Here is a 20,288-nt window from a genome sequence, read left to right as displayed (position 1 = left end):
GTCCATCAGGCGGGTGGGGATTGTCAGTCCCGCGTGCTCTCATGGACTCATGATCGGAGACACGGAAACCATCGACGAGTTTCTCGACCTGCACGCCGGCGACGTGGAAGAGGCGGTGCGCAAGGCGGCCGCGGCCGAGGTCATGCCCCGGTTCCGGCGGCTCGCCGCACACGAGGTCGACCAGAAGGCGGGCCCGCACGACCTGGTGACGGACGCCGACCGTCTCGCCGAGCAGTACCTCACCGAGGCGCTCGGCGCCCTGCTGCCGGGCTCGGCCGTGGTCGGCGAGGAGGCGGTGCACGCCGACCCGGCCTCGTACGAGGCGATACAGGGCGACGCCCCCGTCTGGATCGTCGACCCCGTCGACGGCACCCGGCAGTTCGTGCACGGCGACCCCGGCTTCTGCATGCTGGTCGCGCTGGCGAAGGGCGGTGTCCTGCTGGCCTCCTGGATCTACGCACCGGCGCGCGACCAACTGGCCACGGCGATACGGGGCCGGGGCGCGTTCCTCGACGGCGAGCGGCTGCACGCGGGCGCCCCCGAACCGGGCCGCGACCTCCAAGTGGCCACCTCCCACCCGGACTACACGACGGAGGACCAGAAGCGCGGGCTGCGGAGGCTGTGGACGGACGGCGTCGCACCGCGTGCGTGCGGCTCGGCGGGGCTGGAGTATCTCGCCGTCGCCCGCGGTGAGTTGGACGCGACCGCGTTCTCCTGGGAGGCGGCCTGGGACCACGCGGCGGGCCTGCTGCTGGTCGAGGAGGCGGGTGGCGCCCATCTGACCCTCACCGGCGAGCCCTTCCGTATCACGGGAGGCAACACCCTGCCCTTCACCGCGGCCCGGGACACGGCGACGGCGGGGAGGATACGGGGGGTGCTGGCGGGGGAGAGCTGACGGGGCGCCCACGGGGACCGGAGGTTCCTGGATCCGGGGCGGCAGTCTGCCGGAGCCGCGTGCTTGACCGCATCGGTCAGAGCTTCCTGGACGATGCGCCGCCTGCCTCCCGACGTACCCCCGAACCCCAGGACTGTCGGTCCCCCGGCATATCCTGATCCTCTGGCCATCGGCTGACGAAGGGGTCCGAAGGTGCCGTCGATGCTCGATGCGGTCGTGGTGGGTGCGGGGCCGAACGGACTGACGGCCGCCGTGGAGCTGGCCCGGCGCGGCTTCTCCGTGGCCGTGTTCGAGGCCCGCGACACCGTGGGCGGAGGCGCCCGCACCGAGGAGCTGACCCTCCCCGGTTTCCGGCACGACCCCTGTTCCGCGGCCCACCCCCTCGGCATCAACTCCCCGGCGTTCCGCGCGCTGCCCCTGGAGCGCTACGGACTGGAGTGGCTGCACGCGGAGCTGCCCATGGCGCACCCCTTCACCGACGGCACCGCCGCCGTCCTGTCGAGGTCGGTCGCCGAGACGGCCGCCTCCTTCGGACCGCGTGACGCGGGGACGTACCGAAGGCTCGTCGAGCCGTTCCTGCCCAAATGGGACACCCTGGTCCACGACTTCATGTCCCTGCCCCTGACCGCGCTGCCCCGCGACCCGGTCACCCTGGCCCGCTTCGGCCTCGCCGGGCTGCTCCCGTCGACCCTGCTGATGCGCCGCTTCCGCGATGAGCGGGCCAAGACCCTGTTCGCAGGGCTGGTCGCGCATGTCATGGCCCCGCTCAGCGGGTTCGCCACCGGCGCCATCGGCATGGTCTTCGCACTCGCGGCACACGCCCGCGGCTGGCCCGTCGCCCGCGGCGGCTCCCAGTCCATCTCCGACGCGCTCGCCGCGTACCTCAAGGACCTCGGCGGCAGCGTGCACACCGACTACGAGGTCAAGCGGCTGGACGACCTGCCACCGGCGCGCGCCTACGTCTTCGACACCTCACCCACCGCGCTGGCCCGCATCGCCGGCTTCGGCGACTACTACCAGGGCTACCGCTACGGCCCGGGCGTCTTCAAGGTCGACTACGCCCTCGACGGCCCGGTGCCGTGGACCGCGAAGGAGGCGCGCAGCGCCGGCACCGTGCAGATCGGCGCCGACAGCGCGGAGATCGGCAGGGCTCTGCGGGCCGCGTCCCGGGAGGGCCGGGCCCCCGACAGGCCGTTCATGATCACCGTGCAGCCGAGTGTCGTGGACCCGGGCCGGGCCCCCGCCGGAAAGCACGTGTTCTGGGCCTACGGCCATGTCCCCAGCGGCTGGACCGGCGACCTCACCGACGCCCTGGAGCGCCAACTGGAGCGCTTCGCACCGGGGTTCCGCGACCGGGTCCTCGCCCGCGCCACCGCGGGGCCGCCCGAACTGGCCGCCCGCAACGCCAACTACGTCGGCGGCGACATCGGCTCCGGCGCGGTCACCGGCCTCCAGATCATGCTGCGCCCCAAGCTCTCCCTCTTCCCCTACGGCACCCCCCACCCGGCCGTCTTCATCTGCTCGTCGGCGACCCCGCCGGGTCCCGGTGTGCACGGCATGTCGGGCCACAACGCCGCGAAGGCCGTGTGGCGACGGCTCCGCCAGGAGACCTGAAGCGCGGCCGACTCCTTGCGCACGTCCCATACCGAGCTGACCTCCGCGCACCGTGCTGGAAGAGTGGGTGCATGACCACCATTCGACTCGTCCGGGGCGACATCACTAGGGAGAGCGCCGACGCGATCGTCAACGCCGCGAACTCCTCCCTTCTCGGCGGCGGAGGCGTCGACGGTGCCATCCACCGGCGCGGCGGCCCCGCGATCCTGGCGGAGTGCCGCAGGCTGCGCGCCGGGCACTACGGCAAGGGCCTCGCCACGGGCCAGGCCGTCGCCACCACGGGCGACCTGGACGCGCGCTGGGTGATCCACACCGTCGGCCCCCGGTACAGCCACGAGGAGGACCGCTCGGCACTGCTGGCCTCCTGCCACCGGGAGTCCCTGCGCGTCGCCGATGAACTCGGCGCCCGGACGGTCGCCTTCCCCGCCGTCTCCGCCGGCATCTACGGCTGGCCGATCGACGACGCCGCCCGGATCGCGGTGGAGACGGTGCGGGAGGCGACCACGGTCGAGGAGGTCCGGTTCGTGCTGTTCGACGAGAAGGCGTACGACGCGTTCGCCCGGCAGCTCGACTGACACCCGAGTCCCGTGACGGTGATCCTGGGTCCCCTGACGGCGGAACGCGCTCAAGAGCGCGCAGCGGGCCTGTGTCTCAGGAAAATACCTGGTCAGAGCCGTCCGGCCAGGGGGTGAAGGGCGGGGGCGGGTCACCTGACCGGTTGCGCGCCACGCGGGCGCTTTCCACGGTGGGGCCAACGAAGTCATTTCGAAAGGAACATGCATGCGCCCCCTCGTCTCCCGCGGCCGTCTCCTGCCGCCCCTGGTCTGTGCCGCGCTGATCCTGGGCCCGGTCGGCACCGCGGCCGCCGTCACCGACGCGGGCCGCGCAGCGTCGGACCCCGGGGTGTCGCAGCCGGCCGTCCCGTCCGACACCGCCACCCTGGTGGACCGCCTCGACGCACTGGACCGGGCCGAGCACGGCACCGTCCTCGCACCGCTCCTGGACGCGGTCACCGACGTCACCGCGCTGGACGCCACCACCCTCGACGCGGACAGCGCGGCCGCCCACGCCAAGGCCGTGGCGGCCGCGAACGCGCGGGTCCAGCAGGAGCTGCGGCGGCTGAGCGTTACAGACCGGTCCGCGGTCGCCGCCGCCGACCCGGTCTCCGACCTCCTGGCCTCGCTCCAGTCCACAGTCGACGACCTCCTCGGCTCGCTCACCTCGCTGGACCTGGGCGGCGTCCTGAGTGCGGTCACCGGACTCCTCGGCGACGTGCTCGGGGCCGTGACCGGCCTCCTCGGCGGCGGCCTGCCCGCGCTGCCCTCACTGCCCGCCCTGCCGGAGCTGCCGGCCACCTGACCCACCGGCACCACTTCGCACAGCACCACGGCACCCCCGCGTGATCGCACGCGGGGGTGCCGTCTGTCGTCATCTCCCCAGGACCTCACAGAATCCTGCACAGTCATTGCCAAGTCATTGCCTGGCGGGCCTTCGGGATCTAGGTTGAGTCGCATCCTGTGCCTCAAAGTCACCATTAGCGCACAGGAATTGACGCTCCCTCAGTACGTACACCGCACTGTCGTCCCGAGGAAGGTTCCGCTCATGCCCCACCCGTACCTGCCCGCCCCCATCAGCCGCAGGCGCCTGCTGGAGGGAGGGGCGGCCGTCCTGGGCGCCCTCGCCCTCTCCTCCGGGCCCCTGGCCGGCCGCGGCCACGCGGCGGACGGTTCCCCGGAGTGGAACGGCGCCATCGACCTCTTCCGGGTGGGAACCGAGCCCCCGCACTCCACCCTGATGCCGTACGCCACCGTCGGCCAGGCGCTCGCCGCCGACCGCACCCGCTCGCCGTACCGGCTCAGCCTCGACGGCAGGTGGAAGTTCGCCTACGCCGACCGGCCCGCCGACCGCGACACCGACTTCTACCGCACCGACCTGGACGACAAGGACTGGGACACCATCCCCGTCCCTTCGGCATGGCAGGTGCATGGCTACGACTTCCCGATCTACGTCAACATCACCTACCCCTGGTGGGGCCCCAACGGCCTGGGCGAGGAGGCCCAGCCGCCCGCCGCTCCCACCCGCTACAACCCCGTCGGCCAGTACCGGCGCACCTTCACCGTGCCCAAGGACTGGTCGGGGCGGCGGACCTTCCTGCACTTCGAGGGCGTCAAGTCGGCTCACTACGTGTGGATCAACGGCGAACTCGTCGGCTACCACGAGGACTCCTACACGGCCGCCGAGTACGACATCACCCCGCACCTGAAGCCCGGCACCAACCGGATAGCCGTCGAGGTCTACCGCTACTCCGACGGCGACTGGCTGGAGGACCAGGACATGATCCGGCTGAGCGGCATCTTCCGCTCGGTCTACCTGTACTCCACCCCGCCCGTCCACCTGCGCGACTTCAAGCTGGACACCCCGCTCGGCGACGACTACACCTCGGCGCAGCTCTCCGTGACCGCGAGCGTCCGCGACTACGGCGGCGGCGACGCGGGCCGCTACACGGTCGAGACGCAGCTCTACGACAGCGGCGGCCACGCCGTCTGGTCCCGGCCCCTCCAGCAGGCCGTGACCCTCGACGCCGGCGCCGAGACGACCGTACAGGCGTCAAAAGCCGTGCCCTCGCCGAAGCTGTGGTCGGCCGAGCATCCGAACCTCTACACCGCCGTCCTGCGGCTGCGCGATCCCGCGGGCAAGGTGATCGAGACGCTCTCGCACCGGGTCGGACTGCGGGAGTTCGCGCTCAAGGACGGGCTCATGCGCATCAACGGCAAGCCCGTCTCCTTCCGCGGCACCAACCGCCACGAGATGCACCCCGACCGCGGCACCGCGCTCACCCGCGCGGACCTCGTGAAGGACATCACGATCATCAAGCGGATGAACATCAACTCGGTGCGCACCTCGCACTACCCCAACAACCCGCAGTGGCTCGAACTCGCCGACGAGTACGGCCTCTACCTCGTCGACGAGACCAACCTGGAGACCCACGGCATCCGCGGCGAGTACCCCGGGAACCACCCCGACTGGAGCAGGGCCTGTGTGGCCCGCGCCCAGAACATGGTCCACCGCGACAAGAACCACGCCTCGGTGGTCATCTGGTCACTGGGCAACGAGGCCGGCGGCGGCAGCACCTTCGTGAACATGCGCGACTGGATCAAGTCGTACGACCCCACCCGCGTCGTCCAGTACGAGGGCGACGACCGGCCCACCATCAGCGACATCCGTTCGGAGATGTACGACAGTCCCGCACGGGTCGAGCAGCACGCCAGGAACACCGCCGACACCCGGCCGTACGTGATGATCGAGTACTGCCACGCGATGGGGAACTCCAACGGCAACTTCAAGAAGTACTGGGACATCATCCGCCGCTATCCCGTCCTCCAGGGCGGCTGGATCTGGGACTTCGTCGACCAGTCCCTCACCGAGCCCGTCCCGGTGCGCCAGTTGCTCACCGAGAGCGGTCCGGGTGCGCTGACGGGTGAAGTCCTGCCCGCGAGCGCCCGGTTCGACCGCGACAAGGGGGTCTCCGGGGCCACCGTCTTCGCCCGAGACCCAGGCCTCGACCTGACCGGCTCGCTGACCCTGGAGGCCTGGGTCACCCCGAAGGTGACGGGCTATCACCAGCCCATCATCGCCAAGGGCGACACCCAGTACTGCCTCAAACAGTCCGACAGGACACTGGAGTTCTTCATCTACGGCGGCGGCCAGTGGATCACCGCCACCTGGGCGCTCCCGGACGACTGGACGGGCCGGGAGCACCACGTGGCCGGAGTCTTCGACGCGACCGCGGGTACCCTGACCCTCCATGTCGACGGCCAGGTCAGGGCCACCCGGACCACCACCCAGAGGCCCAGCCGCACCACCGCCCCGCTCGCGCTGGCCGTCGACGTCGACAACCCGACCAGGGAGTTCAGCGGCACGATCAGGAAGGCGCGCGTCTACGCCCGTGCCCTGAGCGCCGCCGAACTGGCCTCCGACAGCCGGGAACCCGGCGACGAAGGCGTCCGGTTCTGGTTCGACGCGGCGACCGTGCGGCTCACGGAGAAGCGGGCCGCGCAGAAGACCTTCTTCGCGTTCGGCGGCGACTGGGGCGACAACCCCAACGACGGTGCCTTCGTCGCGGACGGCATCGTCACCGCCGACCGCGGCCACACCGGCAAGGCCGCCGAGGTCAAACGGATCTACCAGGCGATCCAGGCGAGTCGGGCCCCGGGCGGGACGGCGGTGACGCTCACCAACGAGAACCTCTTCACCAACCTCCGAGAATACGGCGGCAGTTGGACGCTCTCCGCCGATGGCAAGGTCGTCCAGCGCGGCAGGCTCACCCGGGACCAGCTGGATGTGGCCCCACTGTCGAGCAAGGACATCACCGTCCCGTACCGGCTCCCGAGCGCCCCCGCTCCCGGCACCGAGTACTTCCTCCGGCTCTCCTTCACCACCAGGGAGTCCACGCCCTGGGCCCCGTCCGGCTTCGAGGTCGCCGCACAGCAGCTAGCCGTGGACGCGGGAAGCCCGGCGGTGACTCCGGTCCCGCTCGCGAAGGTGCCGGTGCTGTCGTACAAGGACACCTCCGCCCAAGTGGCCGTCAACGGCAAGGACTTCTCCGTCGTCGTCGACAAGGGCAGCGGGACCATCACGTCGTACAAGGCGCACGGCACCCGATTGCTCACCTCCGGTCCCGTGCCCAACTTCTGGCGGGCGCCCACCGACAACGACCACGGCAACGGGCAGCACGTCCGCAACCAGACCTGGCGCGACGCCGGGACCCACCGCACGGTGACCGGCGTCAGCGTGCGCGCGGTGGGGGAGCGGGCCGTCGAGATCAAGGTGAGCGGCACCCTGCCGACGACCACCGAGTCGTCGTACACCACGACCTACACGGTCTTCGGCAACGGTGAGATCAAGGTGGACAACACCCTGCACCCGGGGGCGAGTTCACTGCCGTACATCCCGGAGGTCGGCACGATCCTGCTCCTGCCGCGCGGGCTCGACCGGCTGCACTACTTCGGCCGCGGCCCCGAGGAGAACCACTGGGACCGCAACGACGGTACGGACGTGGGTCTTTGGTCCGGGACCGTGGCCGAGCAGTGGACGCCCTACATCCGCCCGCAGGAGAACGGCAACAAGACCGACGTCCGCTGGGCCGCGCTCACCGGTCGCGACGGTGTGGGACTACTGGTCTCCGGCGAGCCGCTGCTTGAGGTCAACGCCTCACACTTCACCCCGGAGGACCTGTCCAACGGGGTGCGCCACGACTACCAGCTCACCCCGCGCGACGCCGTGGTTCTCAGGGTGAACCACCGGCAGATGGGTGTCGGCGGTGACAACAGCTGGGGCGCGCACACCCATGACGAGTACAAGCTGTTCGCCGACCGGGACTACGCGTACACCTACCGGCTGCGGCCCCTGACAGATGTGAGCCACGCCACGGCAACCTCGCGGCGGCCGACGGCAACCAACTGATACGACAGGAAGCACGCGGCGTGCGAGGAGTGAGGCGTCCCGCTCAGGGGCGCCTCACTCTGTTTCCGCCTCGGTCGGGTCGCTCAGCCCCAGCCTCAGGTGCTCCACGTGGTAGACGGCCTGGTCGAGGAGTTCGGCGACATGGTGGTCGTGCAGCGCGTACACCACCGACCGGCCCTGGCGCTCGCCCACGACAAGACCGAGGTTGCGCAGCAGCCGCAGCTGATGCGAGCACGCCGACTGCTCCATGCCCACCTCGGCGGCCAACTCCGTAGCGGGCAGCGGCCCTTCGCGCAGCCTGGCGAGGATCAGCAGCCGGGACGGCGTGGAGAGGGCCTGGAGCGTGGTGGCCACCTTGGCGACATTGGCCGCGTCCAGGCGTACCCGCTCGTCGTCGGTGGTGGTGACGGCTCCATGACCCATGCGCGGTATCTTACCCACCACACATGAACAGATGAATGAGTCTTCATGTGTTCCTGTATGGTGCTGGGGTGTCCACGACTCTCGCCCCCGTCCGTGTCCCCCCGGCCGTTCACCAGGAGCCCCGGCGCCGCACCCGCGTCCTCGCCCTGGCCGAGGCCCGCTGGGCGCTGGCCTCGACCGTCTCGTTCCTGCTCGGTCTCACGGTGGACCTGAGCGGCATGCCGTGGTGGGCGTACGGCCCGCTCTACGCAGTCGCCTATGCGACCGGCGGCTGGGAGCCGGCCCTGGAAGGGCTCAGGGCGCTGCGCGAGCGGACCCTGGACGTCGATCTGCTGATGATCGTCGCGGCGCTGGGCGCCGCCGCGATCGGACAGGTCCTGGACGGCGCCCTGCTGATCGTCATCTTCGCCACGTCGGGCGCCCTCGAAGCCCTGGCCACCGCCCGTACGGCCGACTCGGTGCGCGGCCTGCTCGACCTCGCGCCGACGACGGCGACCCGGGTGACACGGGACGGCGAGGAGACGGTCCCGACATCCGAACTCACCGTGGGAGACGTGTTATTGGTCCGCCCCGGCGAGCGCATCGGCGCCGACGGCGTGGTGGCGGACGGGGCGAGCGAGGCCGACCAGGCCACCATCACCGGCGAACCCCTGCCGGTCGCCAAGGGGCCCGGCGACGAGGTCTTCGCCGGCACCCTCAACGGCACCGGAGCGCTGCGCGTCCGCGTCGGACGCGACCCCGCCGACTCCGTCATCTCCCGCATCGTGACGCTCGTGGAGGAGGCCTCCCGCACCAAGGCACCCACCCAGCTGTTCATCGAGAAGGTCGAGCAGCGGTACGCGGTGGGGATCGTCGCCGCCACCCTGGCCGTGTTCGGGGTGCCCCTGCTGTTCGGCGCCGACCTCACGGACGCGCTGCTCCGTGCGATGACCTTCATGATCGTCGCCTCGCCGTGTGCGGTCGTCCTCGCGACCATGCCGCCCCTCCTCTCCGCCATCGCCAACGCAGGCCGGCACGGCGTCCTGGTGAAGTCCGCGGTCGCGATGGAGCGGCTCGGGGAGGTGAACGCCGTGGCCCTCGACAAGACGGGCACGCTGACCGAGGGGGCGCCGGAGCTGACGGCCGTACGACTGCTGCCGGGGGCCGGCCTCGACGAGGACGAGCTGCTCGCCCTGGCCGCCGCGGCCGAGCACCCCAGTGAGCATCCGCTGGCCCGGGCGATCGTCGGGGCGGCAAGGGCCAAGGGGCTGCGGATCGAGCATGCGACGGACTTCGTGGCCGTGCCGGGGCGTGGGGTGACGGCGGTGGTGGACGGCCAGGAGGTCGAGGTCGGCCGGGAGACCGAGGTCGGCCGGACGAGCCCGGAGGACGTCTCCGGCCCCGATGACGCCCTCGCGGGCGGGGATACCGTCGTCCTCGTGACCCGGGACGGTGTCCCCCTCGGGACCCTCGCCCTCGCCGACCGGCTGCGCCCCGGCGCCCCCGCCATGACCGCCGCGCTCACCGCCCTGACCGGCACCGCCCCCGTCCTGCTCACCGGGGACAACGCGCGAGCCGCCGCCCGGGTCGCCGAGGCCACCGGGCTCACGGACGTCCGCGCGGACCTGCTGCCCGAGGCCAAGGTGGACGCCGTACGGGAGCTTCAGGACGCCGGGCGCAAGGTGCTGTTCGTCGGCGACGGAGTCAATGACGCGCCCGCGCTCGCCGCCGCCCACTCCGGCGTCGCGATGGGCAGGGCGGGCTCCGACCTGGCGCTGGAGACGGCGGACGCGGTCGTCGTGCGCGACGAGCTCGCGACCGTCGCCGCGGTCGTACGGCTGTCCCGGACCGCCCGCCGGCTGGTGGTCCAGAACCTGGTGATCGCGGGGACCTTCATCACCGGACTCGTCCTGTGGGACCTCCTCGGCCATCTGCCGCTGCCGCTCGGCGTCGCCGGGCACGAGGGCTCGACGGTGCTCGTCGGCCTGAACGGGCTGCGGCTGCTGCGGGAGTCCGCATGGCGGCCCGGACCGGCCCGGGGTCCGCGAGGCTGAGCGGGCCGGACCGGCCCGGGGTCCGCGAGGCTGAAGGCGTCCCGGTCCGGTCGAAGGCCCGCGAGGCCGGGGCGAGGTTGATGTCGGATTCTCGCCAGCCCGGGCTCGGGCCGTGGCCGATGCTGGACGTATGCAGACGGGGATGTACACCGAGACCGAGCGCTGTGTGCGCGCCGTGCAGTCCAAGGACGCACGGTTCGACGGCTGGTTCTTCACGGCTGTTCTGACGACCCGCATCTACTGCCGGCCGAGCTGTCCGGTCGTCCCGCCCAAGCCCGAGAACATGACGTTCCACCCGAGCGCGGCGGCCTGCCAGCAGGCGGGTTTCCGGGCCTGCAAGCGGTGCCGGCCCGACACCAGCCCGGGCTCGCCCGAGTGGAACCAGCGGGCCGACCTGGTGGCCCGCGCGATGCGGCTCATCGCCGACGGGGTGGTCGACCGCGAGGGCGTACCGGGCCTCGCCGCCCGGCTCGGCTACAGCACCCGGCAGATCGAACGCCAGCTGCTCGCCGAACTCGGCGCGGGCCCGCTCGCGCTTGCCCGCGCCCAGCGGGCCCAGACGGCGAGGATCCTCATCGAGACCACCCCGCTCCCGATGGCGGACGTCGCCTTCGCGGCCGGCTTCTCCGCGATCCGCACCTTCAACGACACCGTGCGGGAGGTCTTCGCGCTCTCCCCGAGCGAGCTGCGTACCCGGGTGCGGGGGAGGGCGGCGGCGACCGCGGTGGCCGACCCGGTGCCGCGGGCGGCCGGTCCCGGCACCCCCGGTGTGCTGAACCTGCGGCTGCCGTTCCGCGCCCCCCTCAACCCCGACAACCTCTTCGGCCACCTCGCGGCCACCGCCGTCCCGGGCGTGGAGGAGTGGCGAGACGGTGCCTACCGACGCACGCTGCGGCTGCCGTACGGACACGGCGTCGTGGCCCTCTCCCCGCGGCCCGACCACATCGCCTGCCGGTTGCGGCTGAGCGACCTGCGGGACCTGACCGTCGCCATCAGCCGCTGCCGCCGCATGCTCGACCTGGACGCCGATCCGGTCGCGATCGACGACCAGCTGCGCACGGATCCGCTGCTGGCCCCGCTGGTGGACAAGGCACCCGGCAGACGTGTCCCGCGCACCGTGGACGAGGCGGAGTTCGCCGTACGGGCCGTGCTGGGGCAGCAGGTCTCCACAGCGGCGGCCCGGACCCACGCGGGCCGTCTGGTCACCGCCCACGGCGAGCCGGTGGACGACCCGGAGGGCGGCCTCACCCACCTCTTCCCCACGCCCGAGGCCCTGGCCGCGCTGGACACGGCCTCCCTGGCGATGCCCCACACCCGCAGGACCACCTTCACCACCCTGGTGCGGCAACTGGCCGACGGCACACTTCAGTTGGGGGTCGAGTGCGACTGGTCGGACACACGGGCCCAGCTGCTCTCGCTGCCCGGCTTCGGCCCCTGGACGGTCGACGTCATCGCCATGCGCGCCCTCGGCGACCCGGACGCCTTCCTCCCGACCGACCTCGGAATCCGCCGTGCTGCGCAGGAGTTGGGCCTGCCCTCCACCCCGGCCGCGCTGACGGCCCGCGCCGCGGCCTGGCGACCCTGGCGGGCGTACGCGGTCCAGTACCTGTGGGCGACCGACAGCCACCCGATCAACTTCCTTCCCGTGTGAGGACGTTCCGTGAAACAGCACACCGTGATCGACAGCCCCTACGGCCCGCTGACCCTCGTCGCCGACGACGGCGTCCTCTGTGGCCTCTACATGACCGACCAGCGCCACCGCCCCCCGGAGGAGTCCTTCGGTGAGCCGGACGCCAGTCCCTTCAGGGAGGCCGAGGAGCAGCTGCACGCCTACTTCGCGGGCGAGTTGAAGGAATTCACCCTCGAACTACGCCTTAACGGAACGGCGTTCCAGGACGCCGTCTGGCAGGAACTCCGCAGGATCCCGCACGGCGAGACCCGCAGCTACGGCCAACTCGCCGACGCCCTCGGCAACCCGGGCGCCTCCCGAGCGGTCGGCCTCGCCAACGGCAAGAACCCGATCGGCATCATCGTCCCCTGCCACCGGGTCGTCGGAGCGGACGGCGGCCTCACGGGGTACGGCGGGGGGCTGGAGCGGAAGCGGCGGTTGCTGGACTTCGAGCGGGGTGCGTCACTGTTCTGAACGGTACCGCCGAGCAGGGAGTCCACTCGGCACTCCCTGCTCGCCGGTGTATTATGACGATGAATGGCACGTTATGAGCGGTTCATTCATCAACCGCCATCGACAAGACGAATCCTCCGTCCACTCCTCACGGGGGTGGGATCATGGCGACTTCTCCGGATCGCTCCGGTCCCCAGCTCACTTTCCTTCGTCCCTCGCATCTGTACGGATCCCCGCTCCCCCTGTCCGCCGCGAGATCGGTGCTCGGGAGGGATCCCGGCTGCGACATTCGGATAGACGATCCGTATGTGAGCGGGAGACACGCGATCCTGAGCCGTTCGGGCGCGAGCGTGGTCCTGGAAGACCTCGGCTCCGCCAACGGCACGTCGGTGAACGACCGTCCGCTCGCCGCCCCGCAGACCCTGCACGACGGCGATGTGCTCACCCTGGGGAGCGTGAGCATGCGCTACGAATGGCCGGCAGGTGCCGCGCGAGAGCGTGAGGCCGCACTGGGCACCGTGATGATGCCGACGGTGGGCAGTACCCCGCGATTCGACGTGGGCGGGCAGTACGGGGCCAACATCAACAATGTGGGCGGTCACCAGTACGTCGACCAGCGACAGGAGAGCTTTCTCCGGCAGATCGCGGCAGCTCGCACCAGAGCCCGAAGAGTCATTCTGTTCGGATTCGTACTGTGTTTGATCGGCTGCGCTGTCTTCGCCTACGGAATTCTGCGATTCATGGGCCGTATCGGGGAGCCGGTGTCCGACAACCCCGATGAATGGCCCGATCCGGGAGACATGTTCGGCACGGAGATCGGTGGCTTTCCGGTGTTCCTTCTCGGTTGGGTGGCCGCCGGCATCGGCTCGGTCCTGATGATGACCGGGCTGGTGATGCACATCGTCGCCGCATCGCGTCAGCGCTCGTTCGACGCGGCCGTGCGCCGCCAGTGACTCATGCGAGAGGACATCCGGTGACCTTCCATATCGGCAGCCAACAGGGCAACATCAACAACGTCGCCGGCGACCAGACCATCCACGGCGGCCAGCACGGGCAGTTCGCCACGGCCACGGATCCGCGTGCCATGCTCGGCGTGCTGCGTACGGAACTCGACCGGCTCGCCCTTCCGCCCGACGTCGCGCGTCAGGTGAACACCGAAGTCGAGTCCCTCGACGCCGAACTCGCTTCCCCTGCTCCGGATCGCCCCACCATGGCCGACCGTCTGGTGCGGATCACGAGGCTGGTGACCGCCGCGGGTGCGGCCGTCACCGCCGGCGGGACCCTCGCGGGAGCCCTCACCTCCTTGGCGGCCTGGCTGGGGCCGATCGGTGACTCCGTCCTCCGTGTCATCGGGTAGTGCTCGCGGTACGGGTCGCAAGACCCGCCGCCGGGCCGTGTCGGTCACGGACCCCCGAACGCCGAGATCCTGTGCAGGAGTTCCGGCAGCGCCGTCCCGATCGGTTCTCGGATCACCTCGTGGGCGCGGTCGTCGTACGGGGTCGGGTCCGCGTTGACGACGACGAGCCGGGCGCCGTGGTCGGCGGCGACTCCCGCGAGGTCCGCCGCGGGCTGGACCTGGAGCGTGGTTCCGACGGCGACGAAGATCTGGCAGGCCTTGCTGATGGCTGCCGCCTGACCGAGGACGACCGGGTCCAGGCGCTCGCCGAACATCACGGTCGCCGACTTCAGGATGCCGCCGCAGGACAGACACGGCGGGTCCGGTTCACCGGCCTCGACCCTGCGGAGCGCGTCCTCCATCGGCCCGCGCGCGTGACACTTCGTGCACACCACCTGGCGTGCGGTGCCGTGCAGTTCGAGGACCTTGCGGGCGGGCATCCCGGCGAGCTGGTGCAGCCCGTCCACGTTCTGCGTGATCACCCGTACCGGTACCCCGGAACTCTCCAGCTCGGCGACCGCCACGTGCGCGGCGTTCGGCTCGGCGTCGAGGGCCCGGTTCGCGCGCCGCATCTGCCACGAGCGGCGGCGGATCTCCGGGTCGCCCATGTAGTAGTCGTACGTCACGAGCTTCTCGGCCTCGGGGTCCTTGCGCCACAGCCCGTTCGGACCGCGGTAGTCGGGGATCCCGGAGTCGGTGGAGACACCGGCGCCGCTGAGGATCGCGACGAGGGGCTTGGTCATGGTGGCGAGGGTAGGCCCGGTGATCCCGGTGCGGCGAGCGGATATCCCGTCCCCGGGTGCCGGCAGCCGTGGACGCCGACGGGCGCGGGATCAGCCCACCCGGTACCCGTCCTCCAGTTCCACCGCCCCGGCCCCCTCCTCCAGGACCTCCAGCGCGGTCAGGACCCGGCGGCCGAGGGCGCCCAGCAGATGGTCGGTGAGTTCCTCGCGCGGGACGAGGCGCCAGGACAGCAGCTCCTCCTCCTGGAGGCGGATCGCCTTGAAGTCGCTGTCGGCGAGGACTCCGCCGTCGTACAGGTAGGCGACCAGCGGCGGCCGGGCCTGCGTACCGGGCACCCAGTCCACCGCCAGCAGGCTCCCGGGTTCGCGGTCCAGGCCGATCTCCTCCGCGGTCTCGCGGCGCGCGCCCTGGCGCGGGGTCTCGCCCTGGTCGGACTCGACCGTGCCGCCGGGAAGCGCCCAGCCCTCCCGGTAGTTGGGCTCGACGAGCAGCACCCGTCCCTCGGCGTCACGGAAGAGGGCGGCGGCACCGGCGAGGACCCGGGGGAGACCGGCGATGTACGCGGCGAAGTCAGGGGTGATGGTCATCCTCGAAGGGTAACCAGCATGCGCGGCCGCCTTCATCGGCGCAGCAGGTCGTCACGGGGCTCAAGGGCGCCCCCTACGGCTCCGGCACGCCCCCCCCGGCCAGCCTCAGCCCCCCCGGCCAGCCTCAGCCCCCCGGCCAGCCTCAGCCCCCGTCGGCCGCCTCAGCCCCGCGCCTGTCGCCGCATTCCCCGTCCCGTCGGCTCACCCCCCCGGCAGACCGCCTCAGCCCCCGCCCGTCGCCTCACCCCCGGCATCTCAGGCCCCGGCCTCCACCAACCGCACCGTCCGCTCCGCCAGTTCGCTGATGTGTGCCCCGTCGAAGCCGAACACCGCGCTGCGCACCCGGTCCTCCAGCGGCTCCGTCCACTGCGCCGGAATCGCCTCCGCGCCGGTGAGCACCCCGGTCACCGAGCCCGCGGTCGCGCCGTTGGAGTCGGTGTCCAGGCCGCCCCGGACCGTCAGCGTGATGGAGCGGGTGAAGTCGCCGTCGCCGTAGAGGAGGCCGGCGGTCAGGACGGCCGCGTTGGGGATCGTGTGGATCCAGCCGAGCCCCGCGGTCTCCTCCGCGACCGTGGTCAGCGTGTCCTCCCAGGTCATCCTGGTGTCGTGCAGGGACGCCACCCGGCGAACCGTGCGGGCGAGGCGACTGCTCGCCGGGATCACCGCGAGCGCCTGGTCCACGGCCTGCCGCACGGTGTCCACCGTGAACGCGGCCGAGATCAGCGCCGCCGCCCACATCGCCCCGTACACGCCGTTCCCCGTGTGCGAGAGCACCGCGTCCCGGCGGGCCAGCGAGGCGGCACGGCGCGGGGCACCCGGGCAGGTCCAGCCGTAGATGTCGGCGCGGATGAGGGCCCCGATCCACTCCTGGCAGGGGTTGTCGTACGTCGCCGTCAGCGGCGGTTTCAGCCCGTTGGCGAGGTTGCGGTAGGCGGCCCGCTCGGCGGTGAACGTCTGGAGGTACGGCAGCCTCAGCAGCCACAGGTCGCCGACCTGCTCGGTGCTGAAGTCGAAGCCGTGGGTCTCCAGGAGGTGCAGGCCCAGGATGGCGTAGTCGACGTCGTCGTCACGGCAGCTGCCGTGGATGCGGCCGCGCACGCACTCGCGCCACTCGGGCCGCAGCTCGAGCCCGTCGTCATCGCCGACGGGCTCGGGAAGATAGTCGGTCAGGGGCAGGGCGGCGGCCTGCCGCAGATAGCGGTCGATCCGGTCCCGCGTCCACAGGTCGCCCTGCTCGACCGGTTTGCCGAGCATGTTGCCCGCGATCCGGCCCAGCCAGCCCCCGAGGACGCGGTCGGCGAGCTCTTGCTCGGTGCCCACAGGGGTCATAGCTCCGGTTTACCCCATTCCGGCGAGCCGCACAGAGGGTCCGCGGTGACTTCGCAGTGCCGTCTCAGTGCCTTCCCGGTGCCGTCGCAGCGCCTCTCAGGGACTGGGCGGTGCATGACGCCGAGGGCGGTCTCCGGTTAAGGTCGCAGCGGCGCGACTGGCCTTGACGTGCGCGAGGCCCGGAGAGCAAGGGGAAAACGTGACACAGCGCGTGCTCATCGCCGCGGACAAGTTCAAGGGCTCGCTCACGGCCGTACAGGTCGCGGAGCGGGTGACGGCGGGGCTGCGCCGGGTCGTGCCGGACCTGGAGGTCGAGGCGCTGCCCGTCGCCGACGGCGGCGACGGCACCGTCGCCGCCGCGGTCGCGGCCGGTTTCGAGCGCCGGGAGGTGGCGGTCGCCGGGCCCCTCGGGCAGGAGATCACCGCCGCCTTCGCGGTGCGCGCGGAGACCGCCGTCGTGGAGATGGCCGAGGCCAGCGGCCTTCAGCGGCTGCCCGCCGGCGTCTTCGCCCCGCTCACGGCGTCGACGTACGGATCCGGCGAACTGCTGCGCGCCGCGCTGGACGCGGGCGCCCGCACCATCGTCTTCGGGGTCGGCGGCAGCGCCACCACGGACGGTGGCGCCGGCATGCTCTCGGCCCTCGGCGCGCGCTTCCTGGACGCCGACGGCGAGCCCGTCGCCCCCGGCGGCGGAGGCCTCGCCGACCTCGCCACGGCCGACCTGTCGGGCCTGGACCCGCGGCTCGCGTCCGTCGAGTTCATCCTCGCCAGCGATGTCGACAACCCGCTGACCGGCCCCAAGGGCGCCCCCGCGGTCTACGGCCCGCAGAAGGGCGCCTCCCCGGACGACGTCCAGGCCCTGGACAGCGCTCTCGCCCACTACGCGAAGGTCCTGGAGGGCGCCGTCGGCGCGAAGGCCGCCGAGTACGCGGCCTCGCCGGGCGCGGGTGCGGCCGGCGGCATCGGCTACGGCGCCCTCCTCGTCGGGGCCCGGTTCCGCCCCGGCATCGACGTCATGCTCGACGTCCTCGGGTTCGCGCCCGCGCTGGAGTGGGCCGACCTGGTGATCACCGGTGAGGGCTCGCTCGACGAGCAGACCCTGCACGGCAAGGCCCCGGCGGGCGTCGCCGCGGCCGCCCGTGCCAAGGGCAAGGAGGTCGTCGCCGTGTGCGGTCGCCTCGCCCTGCCGCCGGAGGCCATCGGCAGGGCGGGCATCCGCCGTGCCTACCCGCTCACCGACGCCGAGCCCGACATCCAGAAGTGCATCTCCGAGGCGGGCCCGATCCTGGAGGACGTGGCGGAGCGGATCGGCCGGGACTTCCTGGTCTGAGACCGGCCAGGTCGCTCGCCGGTGGGACTCCCACTCTCCGAGCCTGCCGCCTCACCCCTGCCGGCCGTCTCACCCCCGGCTGGCTCTCTCGCCCCCGGCCAGGACCGAGGCCGGGGCCGCAGCAGGCGAGACCGGCCCTTGCCGGGTCAGCCCGTCGGCTGCACTCCTCGCCCGAGCTCGGCGCGCCGGCCGCCCGACAACCGGTACGCGTCGAGCGCCAGCGTCATCTCGATCAGGTCCCGTGGCCGGGCCAGCGACCGGGACGTCAGCTGCTCCAGCCGCCGTAACCGGTTGAAGACCGTGTTGCGGTGGCAGTACAGGCGGCCCGCGGCCCGCCCCGCCGAGCCCTCGCACAGCAGCCACACGTCGAGGGTCTCCAGGAGCACGGCCCGGTCGGCGGGCTCCAGCTCCAGGAGCGCCCCGAACACGTCCGACACCAGCCGGTCGGCCAGCTCCGGCTGGCTCACCACGAGCGCGGTCGGCATCCGCTGATCAAGGCGTACGACCGCGCTGTCGTCCGGCGGACACGTGCGCAACGCCAGCTCGGCGAGCCGCCGGGCCCGCCCCAGCTCGGCCAGGCCCGGCACCACCGGACTGATCCCGCCCGGCCCCGAACAGCGCCCCTCCAACGCGCGCGCCACTCCGTCCAGGCCCTGACCGGGCGCGAGCGCCACGACCGCGACCTCGCTGTCGGCCCGCATCCGCCAGATGAACCGGAACCCGGCACCCCGCAGCGGCCGCTCGGCAGACTCCCGCCGCTCGGCCCGCAGCACCACCACCGCGTACGGCCCGTGCTCCGGCAGATCGAGCCCCGCCGCCGCCCGCGCGGCGAGCCCGGGCGTGGCCTGCCCCTCCAGCAGCGCGTCCAGGAGCGCCTGCAACTGCTCGTCCGTACGCCGCCGAAGCTCCGCCTCGGTCGCCCGGTACGCCTCCGAGGCCGCCTGCGCCTGCGCGTCCACCGCCGACCACACCATCGTCGTCGACCGCATCAGCGCCGCGAGCCGCTCCGGCTCCCGCCCGGTCGCGCCCTCCACGAGCGCGTCCCACACCAGGTAACCGGCGTTGCGGTAGGCGTGCACCAGGAGGTCCAGCGGCAGCCCCTGGTGCGCCCGGCGGCGGCCCGCGTCCTCGGCGTACTCCAGGTCGCGGCGCGGTGAGTCCCGGGGCGCGGAGATCGTCTCGATACCGATCCGTATCGCCTCCTCGGCCTCCCGCCACTGCTGGTCGTACGGCAGCACCTGCCCGTAGACGCGGGAGTGGTCGGTGAGTTGTCGCAGGTGCTCGTCGACGAGTTCCGGCACCCGTTCCAGCAGAGCCGTGCAGGACTCCGCGAGCAGCTTCCAGTCATGACCGGTCCGCGGCCGTCGCCCTCCCATTCCCGGAGGATGCCATCGGCACACCGCCTCGCACAGGCCCCTGACACGCGGTGTTGTGCGCACGCACAACGACGGCATCGGCCCGGTGGGCACGCGCAGCGATTCCGCCGGGGCCCGTGGACGGACGCCTCCACCGGGTGCTGGGGTGAGCGCCACACCGAGAGCGGACAAGGGGGAGCCCATGATCGGAGCCGGACTGGCCGTCCAGGGCCTGTCGGTCGGATACGGTCCCGTGCGCGCCCTGCGCCGGGTGTCCCTGGAGGTGCCGGAGGGGGCCGTGGTGACGGTGCTCGGTGGCAACGGCGCGGGCAAGTCCACCCTGCTCAGGGCGATCAGCCGGACCCTCTCCTTCCACGGCGGCGCGGTCACCGAGGGCACGGTGGCCCTGGACGGCCGCCGCCTCGACACCCTGGCGCCGGACCGGGTGGTCGCCGCCGGGGTCTCCCAAGTGCCGGAGGGCAGACGGGTCTTCGCCCGCATGACGGTCGCCGACAATCTCCGCGCGGGCGCCCTCGGCGGCAGCGGATCCGGGCGCGGGCAGGCCCTGGACCGGGTCCACGCGCTGTTCCCCGTGCTCGCCGAACGCGCGAACCAGCGCGCCGGGCTCCTGTCCGGCGGCGAACAGCAGATGCTCGCCGTCGCCCGCGCCCTGATGGCCGCGCCCCGGGTCCTGCTCCTCGACGAACCCTCCCTCGGACTCGCCCCGCTCATGGCCCGGCGGATCGCCGACACCGTCCGCGAGATCAACGCCCAGGGCACCTCGGTCCTCCTCGTCGAACAGAACGCGGCACTCGCCCTGCGCCTCGCGACGCACGCGTACGTCCTCGAGGTCGGCGAGATCACCCTGTCGGGCCCGGCCGGGGAACTCGCCGCCTCCGACGAGGTCCGCCGCCGCTACCTGGGCGTGGTCGACGAGGACGCGGCGGCGGACGCGGAGACGACCGGCGCACGGACCCTCACCCGGTGGAAGGGATGA

17 protein-coding genes are annotated in these 20,288 nt (G+C 72.2%); 12 read left to right on the top strand and 5 right to left on the bottom strand.

What is annotated here, in order from left to right:
- Nucleotides 1–49: 49 nt before the first annotated feature.
- The 5 genes from IF54_RS0100515 (at nucleotide 50) to IF54_RS0100495 (ending at nucleotide 7,972) form a co-directional block, all read left to right on the top strand.
- On the top strand, nucleotides 50–895 hold the full coding sequence (locus tag IF54_RS0100515; protein ID WP_030313243.1) for an inositol monophosphatase family protein: 846 nt from the start codon (nucleotides 50–52) through the stop codon (nucleotides 893–895).
- A 201-nt stretch (nucleotides 896–1,096) separates the two neighbouring features.
- Nucleotides 1,097–2,509 (top strand): phytoene desaturase family protein, encoded by a 1,413-nt coding sequence (locus IF54_RS0100510; RefSeq protein ID WP_030313242.1) that lies wholly within the window; start codon nucleotides 1,097–1,099, stop codon nucleotides 2,507–2,509.
- A gap of 71 nt (nucleotides 2,510–2,580) precedes the next feature.
- On the top strand, nucleotides 2,581–3,084 hold the full coding sequence (locus tag IF54_RS0100505; RefSeq protein ID WP_030313239.1) for an O-acetyl-ADP-ribose deacetylase: 504 nt from the start codon (nucleotides 2,581–2,583) through the stop codon (nucleotides 3,082–3,084).
- Nucleotides 3,085–3,289: 205 nt separating this feature from the next.
- Nucleotides 3,290–3,868 (top strand): hypothetical protein, encoded by a 579-nt coding sequence (locus IF54_RS0100500; protein ID WP_030313238.1) that lies wholly within the window; start codon nucleotides 3,290–3,292, stop codon nucleotides 3,866–3,868.
- A 243-nt stretch (nucleotides 3,869–4,111) separates the two neighbouring features.
- On the top strand, nucleotides 4,112–7,972 hold the full coding sequence (locus tag IF54_RS0100495; protein ID WP_030313236.1) for a glycoside hydrolase family 2 TIM barrel-domain containing protein: 3,861 nt from the start codon (nucleotides 4,112–4,114) through the stop codon (nucleotides 7,970–7,972).
- A 54-nt stretch (nucleotides 7,973–8,026) separates the two neighbouring features.
- Here IF54_RS0100495 and IF54_RS0100490 read toward each other — a convergent pair whose 3' ends face one another.
- Nucleotides 8,027–8,395 carry an ArsR/SmtB family transcription factor gene (locus IF54_RS0100490; protein WP_030313234.1) on the bottom strand — a complete coding sequence of 123 codons (369 nt, stop codon included), beginning with the start codon at nucleotides 8,393–8,395 and terminating at the stop codon, nucleotides 8,027–8,029.
- Between the two features lie 35 nt (nucleotides 8,396–8,430).
- Between IF54_RS0100490 and IF54_RS0100485 the strand changes: the two genes are divergently transcribed.
- The 5 genes from IF54_RS0100485 to IF54_RS0100465 all read left to right on the top strand — a co-directional run bounded on the left by IF54_RS0100485 (nucleotide 8,431) and on the right by IF54_RS0100465 (nucleotide 13,907).
- Entirely contained in the window at nucleotides 8,431–10,428 is a 1,998-nt protein-coding gene (locus tag IF54_RS0100485) for a heavy metal translocating P-type ATPase (protein WP_030313232.1), read from the top strand.
- 130 nt (nucleotides 10,429–10,558) lie between these two features.
- Entirely contained in the window at nucleotides 10,559–12,079 is a 1,521-nt protein-coding gene (locus tag IF54_RS0100480; protein WP_030313231.1) for an AlkA N-terminal domain-containing protein, read from the top strand.
- A gap of 9 nt (nucleotides 12,080–12,088) precedes the next feature.
- The gene (locus IF54_RS0100475) at nucleotides 12,089–12,571 is read left to right on the top strand and encodes a methylated-DNA--[protein]-cysteine S-methyltransferase (RefSeq protein ID WP_030313229.1); all 483 of its coding nucleotides are present in this window, start codon (nucleotides 12,089–12,091) and stop codon (nucleotides 12,569–12,571) included.
- Between the two features lie 143 nt (nucleotides 12,572–12,714).
- Nucleotides 12,715–13,503, top strand: a complete 789-nt coding sequence (locus IF54_RS40395) for an FHA domain-containing protein (RefSeq protein ID WP_078851827.1) — start codon at nucleotides 12,715–12,717, stop codon at nucleotides 13,501–13,503.
- 20 nt (nucleotides 13,504–13,523) lie between these two features.
- On the top strand, nucleotides 13,524–13,907 hold the full coding sequence (locus IF54_RS0100465; RefSeq protein ID WP_030313224.1) for a hypothetical protein: 384 nt from the start codon (nucleotides 13,524–13,526) through the stop codon (nucleotides 13,905–13,907).
- Between the two features lie 44 nt (nucleotides 13,908–13,951).
- Here the strand turns inward: IF54_RS0100465 and IF54_RS0100460 are convergent, their stop codons facing one another.
- The 3 genes from IF54_RS0100460 to IF54_RS0100450 all read right to left on the bottom strand — a co-directional run bounded on the left by IF54_RS0100460 (nucleotide 13,952) and on the right by IF54_RS0100450 (nucleotide 16,606).
- The gene (locus IF54_RS0100460) at nucleotides 13,952–14,689 is read right to left on the bottom strand and encodes an SIR2 family NAD-dependent protein deacylase (protein WP_030313222.1); all 738 of its coding nucleotides are present in this window, start codon (nucleotides 14,687–14,689) and stop codon (nucleotides 13,952–13,954) included.
- A gap of 90 nt (nucleotides 14,690–14,779) precedes the next feature.
- The gene (locus IF54_RS0100455; RefSeq protein WP_030313220.1) at nucleotides 14,780–15,277 is read right to left on the bottom strand and encodes an NUDIX domain-containing protein; all 498 of its coding nucleotides are present in this window, start codon (nucleotides 15,275–15,277) and stop codon (nucleotides 14,780–14,782) included.
- Between the two features lie 255 nt (nucleotides 15,278–15,532).
- Nucleotides 15,533–16,606: an ADP-ribosylglycohydrolase family protein gene (locus IF54_RS0100450; RefSeq protein WP_030313218.1), complete on the bottom strand. Its 1,074-nt coding sequence runs from the start codon at nucleotides 16,604–16,606 to the stop codon at nucleotides 15,533–15,535.
- A 211-nt stretch (nucleotides 16,607–16,817) separates the two neighbouring features.
- Here IF54_RS0100450 and IF54_RS0100445 point away from each other — a divergent pair, with 211 nt between their 5' ends.
- Entirely contained in the window at nucleotides 16,818–17,936 is a 1,119-nt protein-coding gene (locus IF54_RS0100445) for a glycerate kinase (protein ID WP_030313216.1), read from the top strand.
- Between the two features lie 146 nt (nucleotides 17,937–18,082).
- Here IF54_RS0100445 and IF54_RS0100440 read toward each other — a convergent pair whose 3' ends face one another.
- Entirely contained in the window at nucleotides 18,083–19,312 is a 1,230-nt protein-coding gene (locus tag IF54_RS0100440; RefSeq protein WP_030313214.1) for a PucR family transcriptional regulator, read from the bottom strand.
- 181 nt (nucleotides 19,313–19,493) lie between these two features.
- On the opposite strand from IF54_RS0100440, the gene IF54_RS0100435 reads away from it, so the two are divergent.
- Entirely contained in the window at nucleotides 19,494–20,288 is a 795-nt protein-coding gene (locus IF54_RS0100435) for an ABC transporter ATP-binding protein (RefSeq protein ID WP_030313212.1), read from the top strand.

Origin of the sequence: Streptomyces sp. NRRL B-3229, from assembly GCF_000719505.1 — a bacterium.
Taxonomy (GTDB): Bacteria; Actinomycetota; Actinomycetes; order Streptomycetales; family Streptomycetaceae; genus Streptomyces; species Streptomyces griseorubiginosus.
The sequence above is the reverse complement of the archived record's forward strand: the minus strand, read 5'-3'. Positions and strand labels throughout refer to the sequence as shown.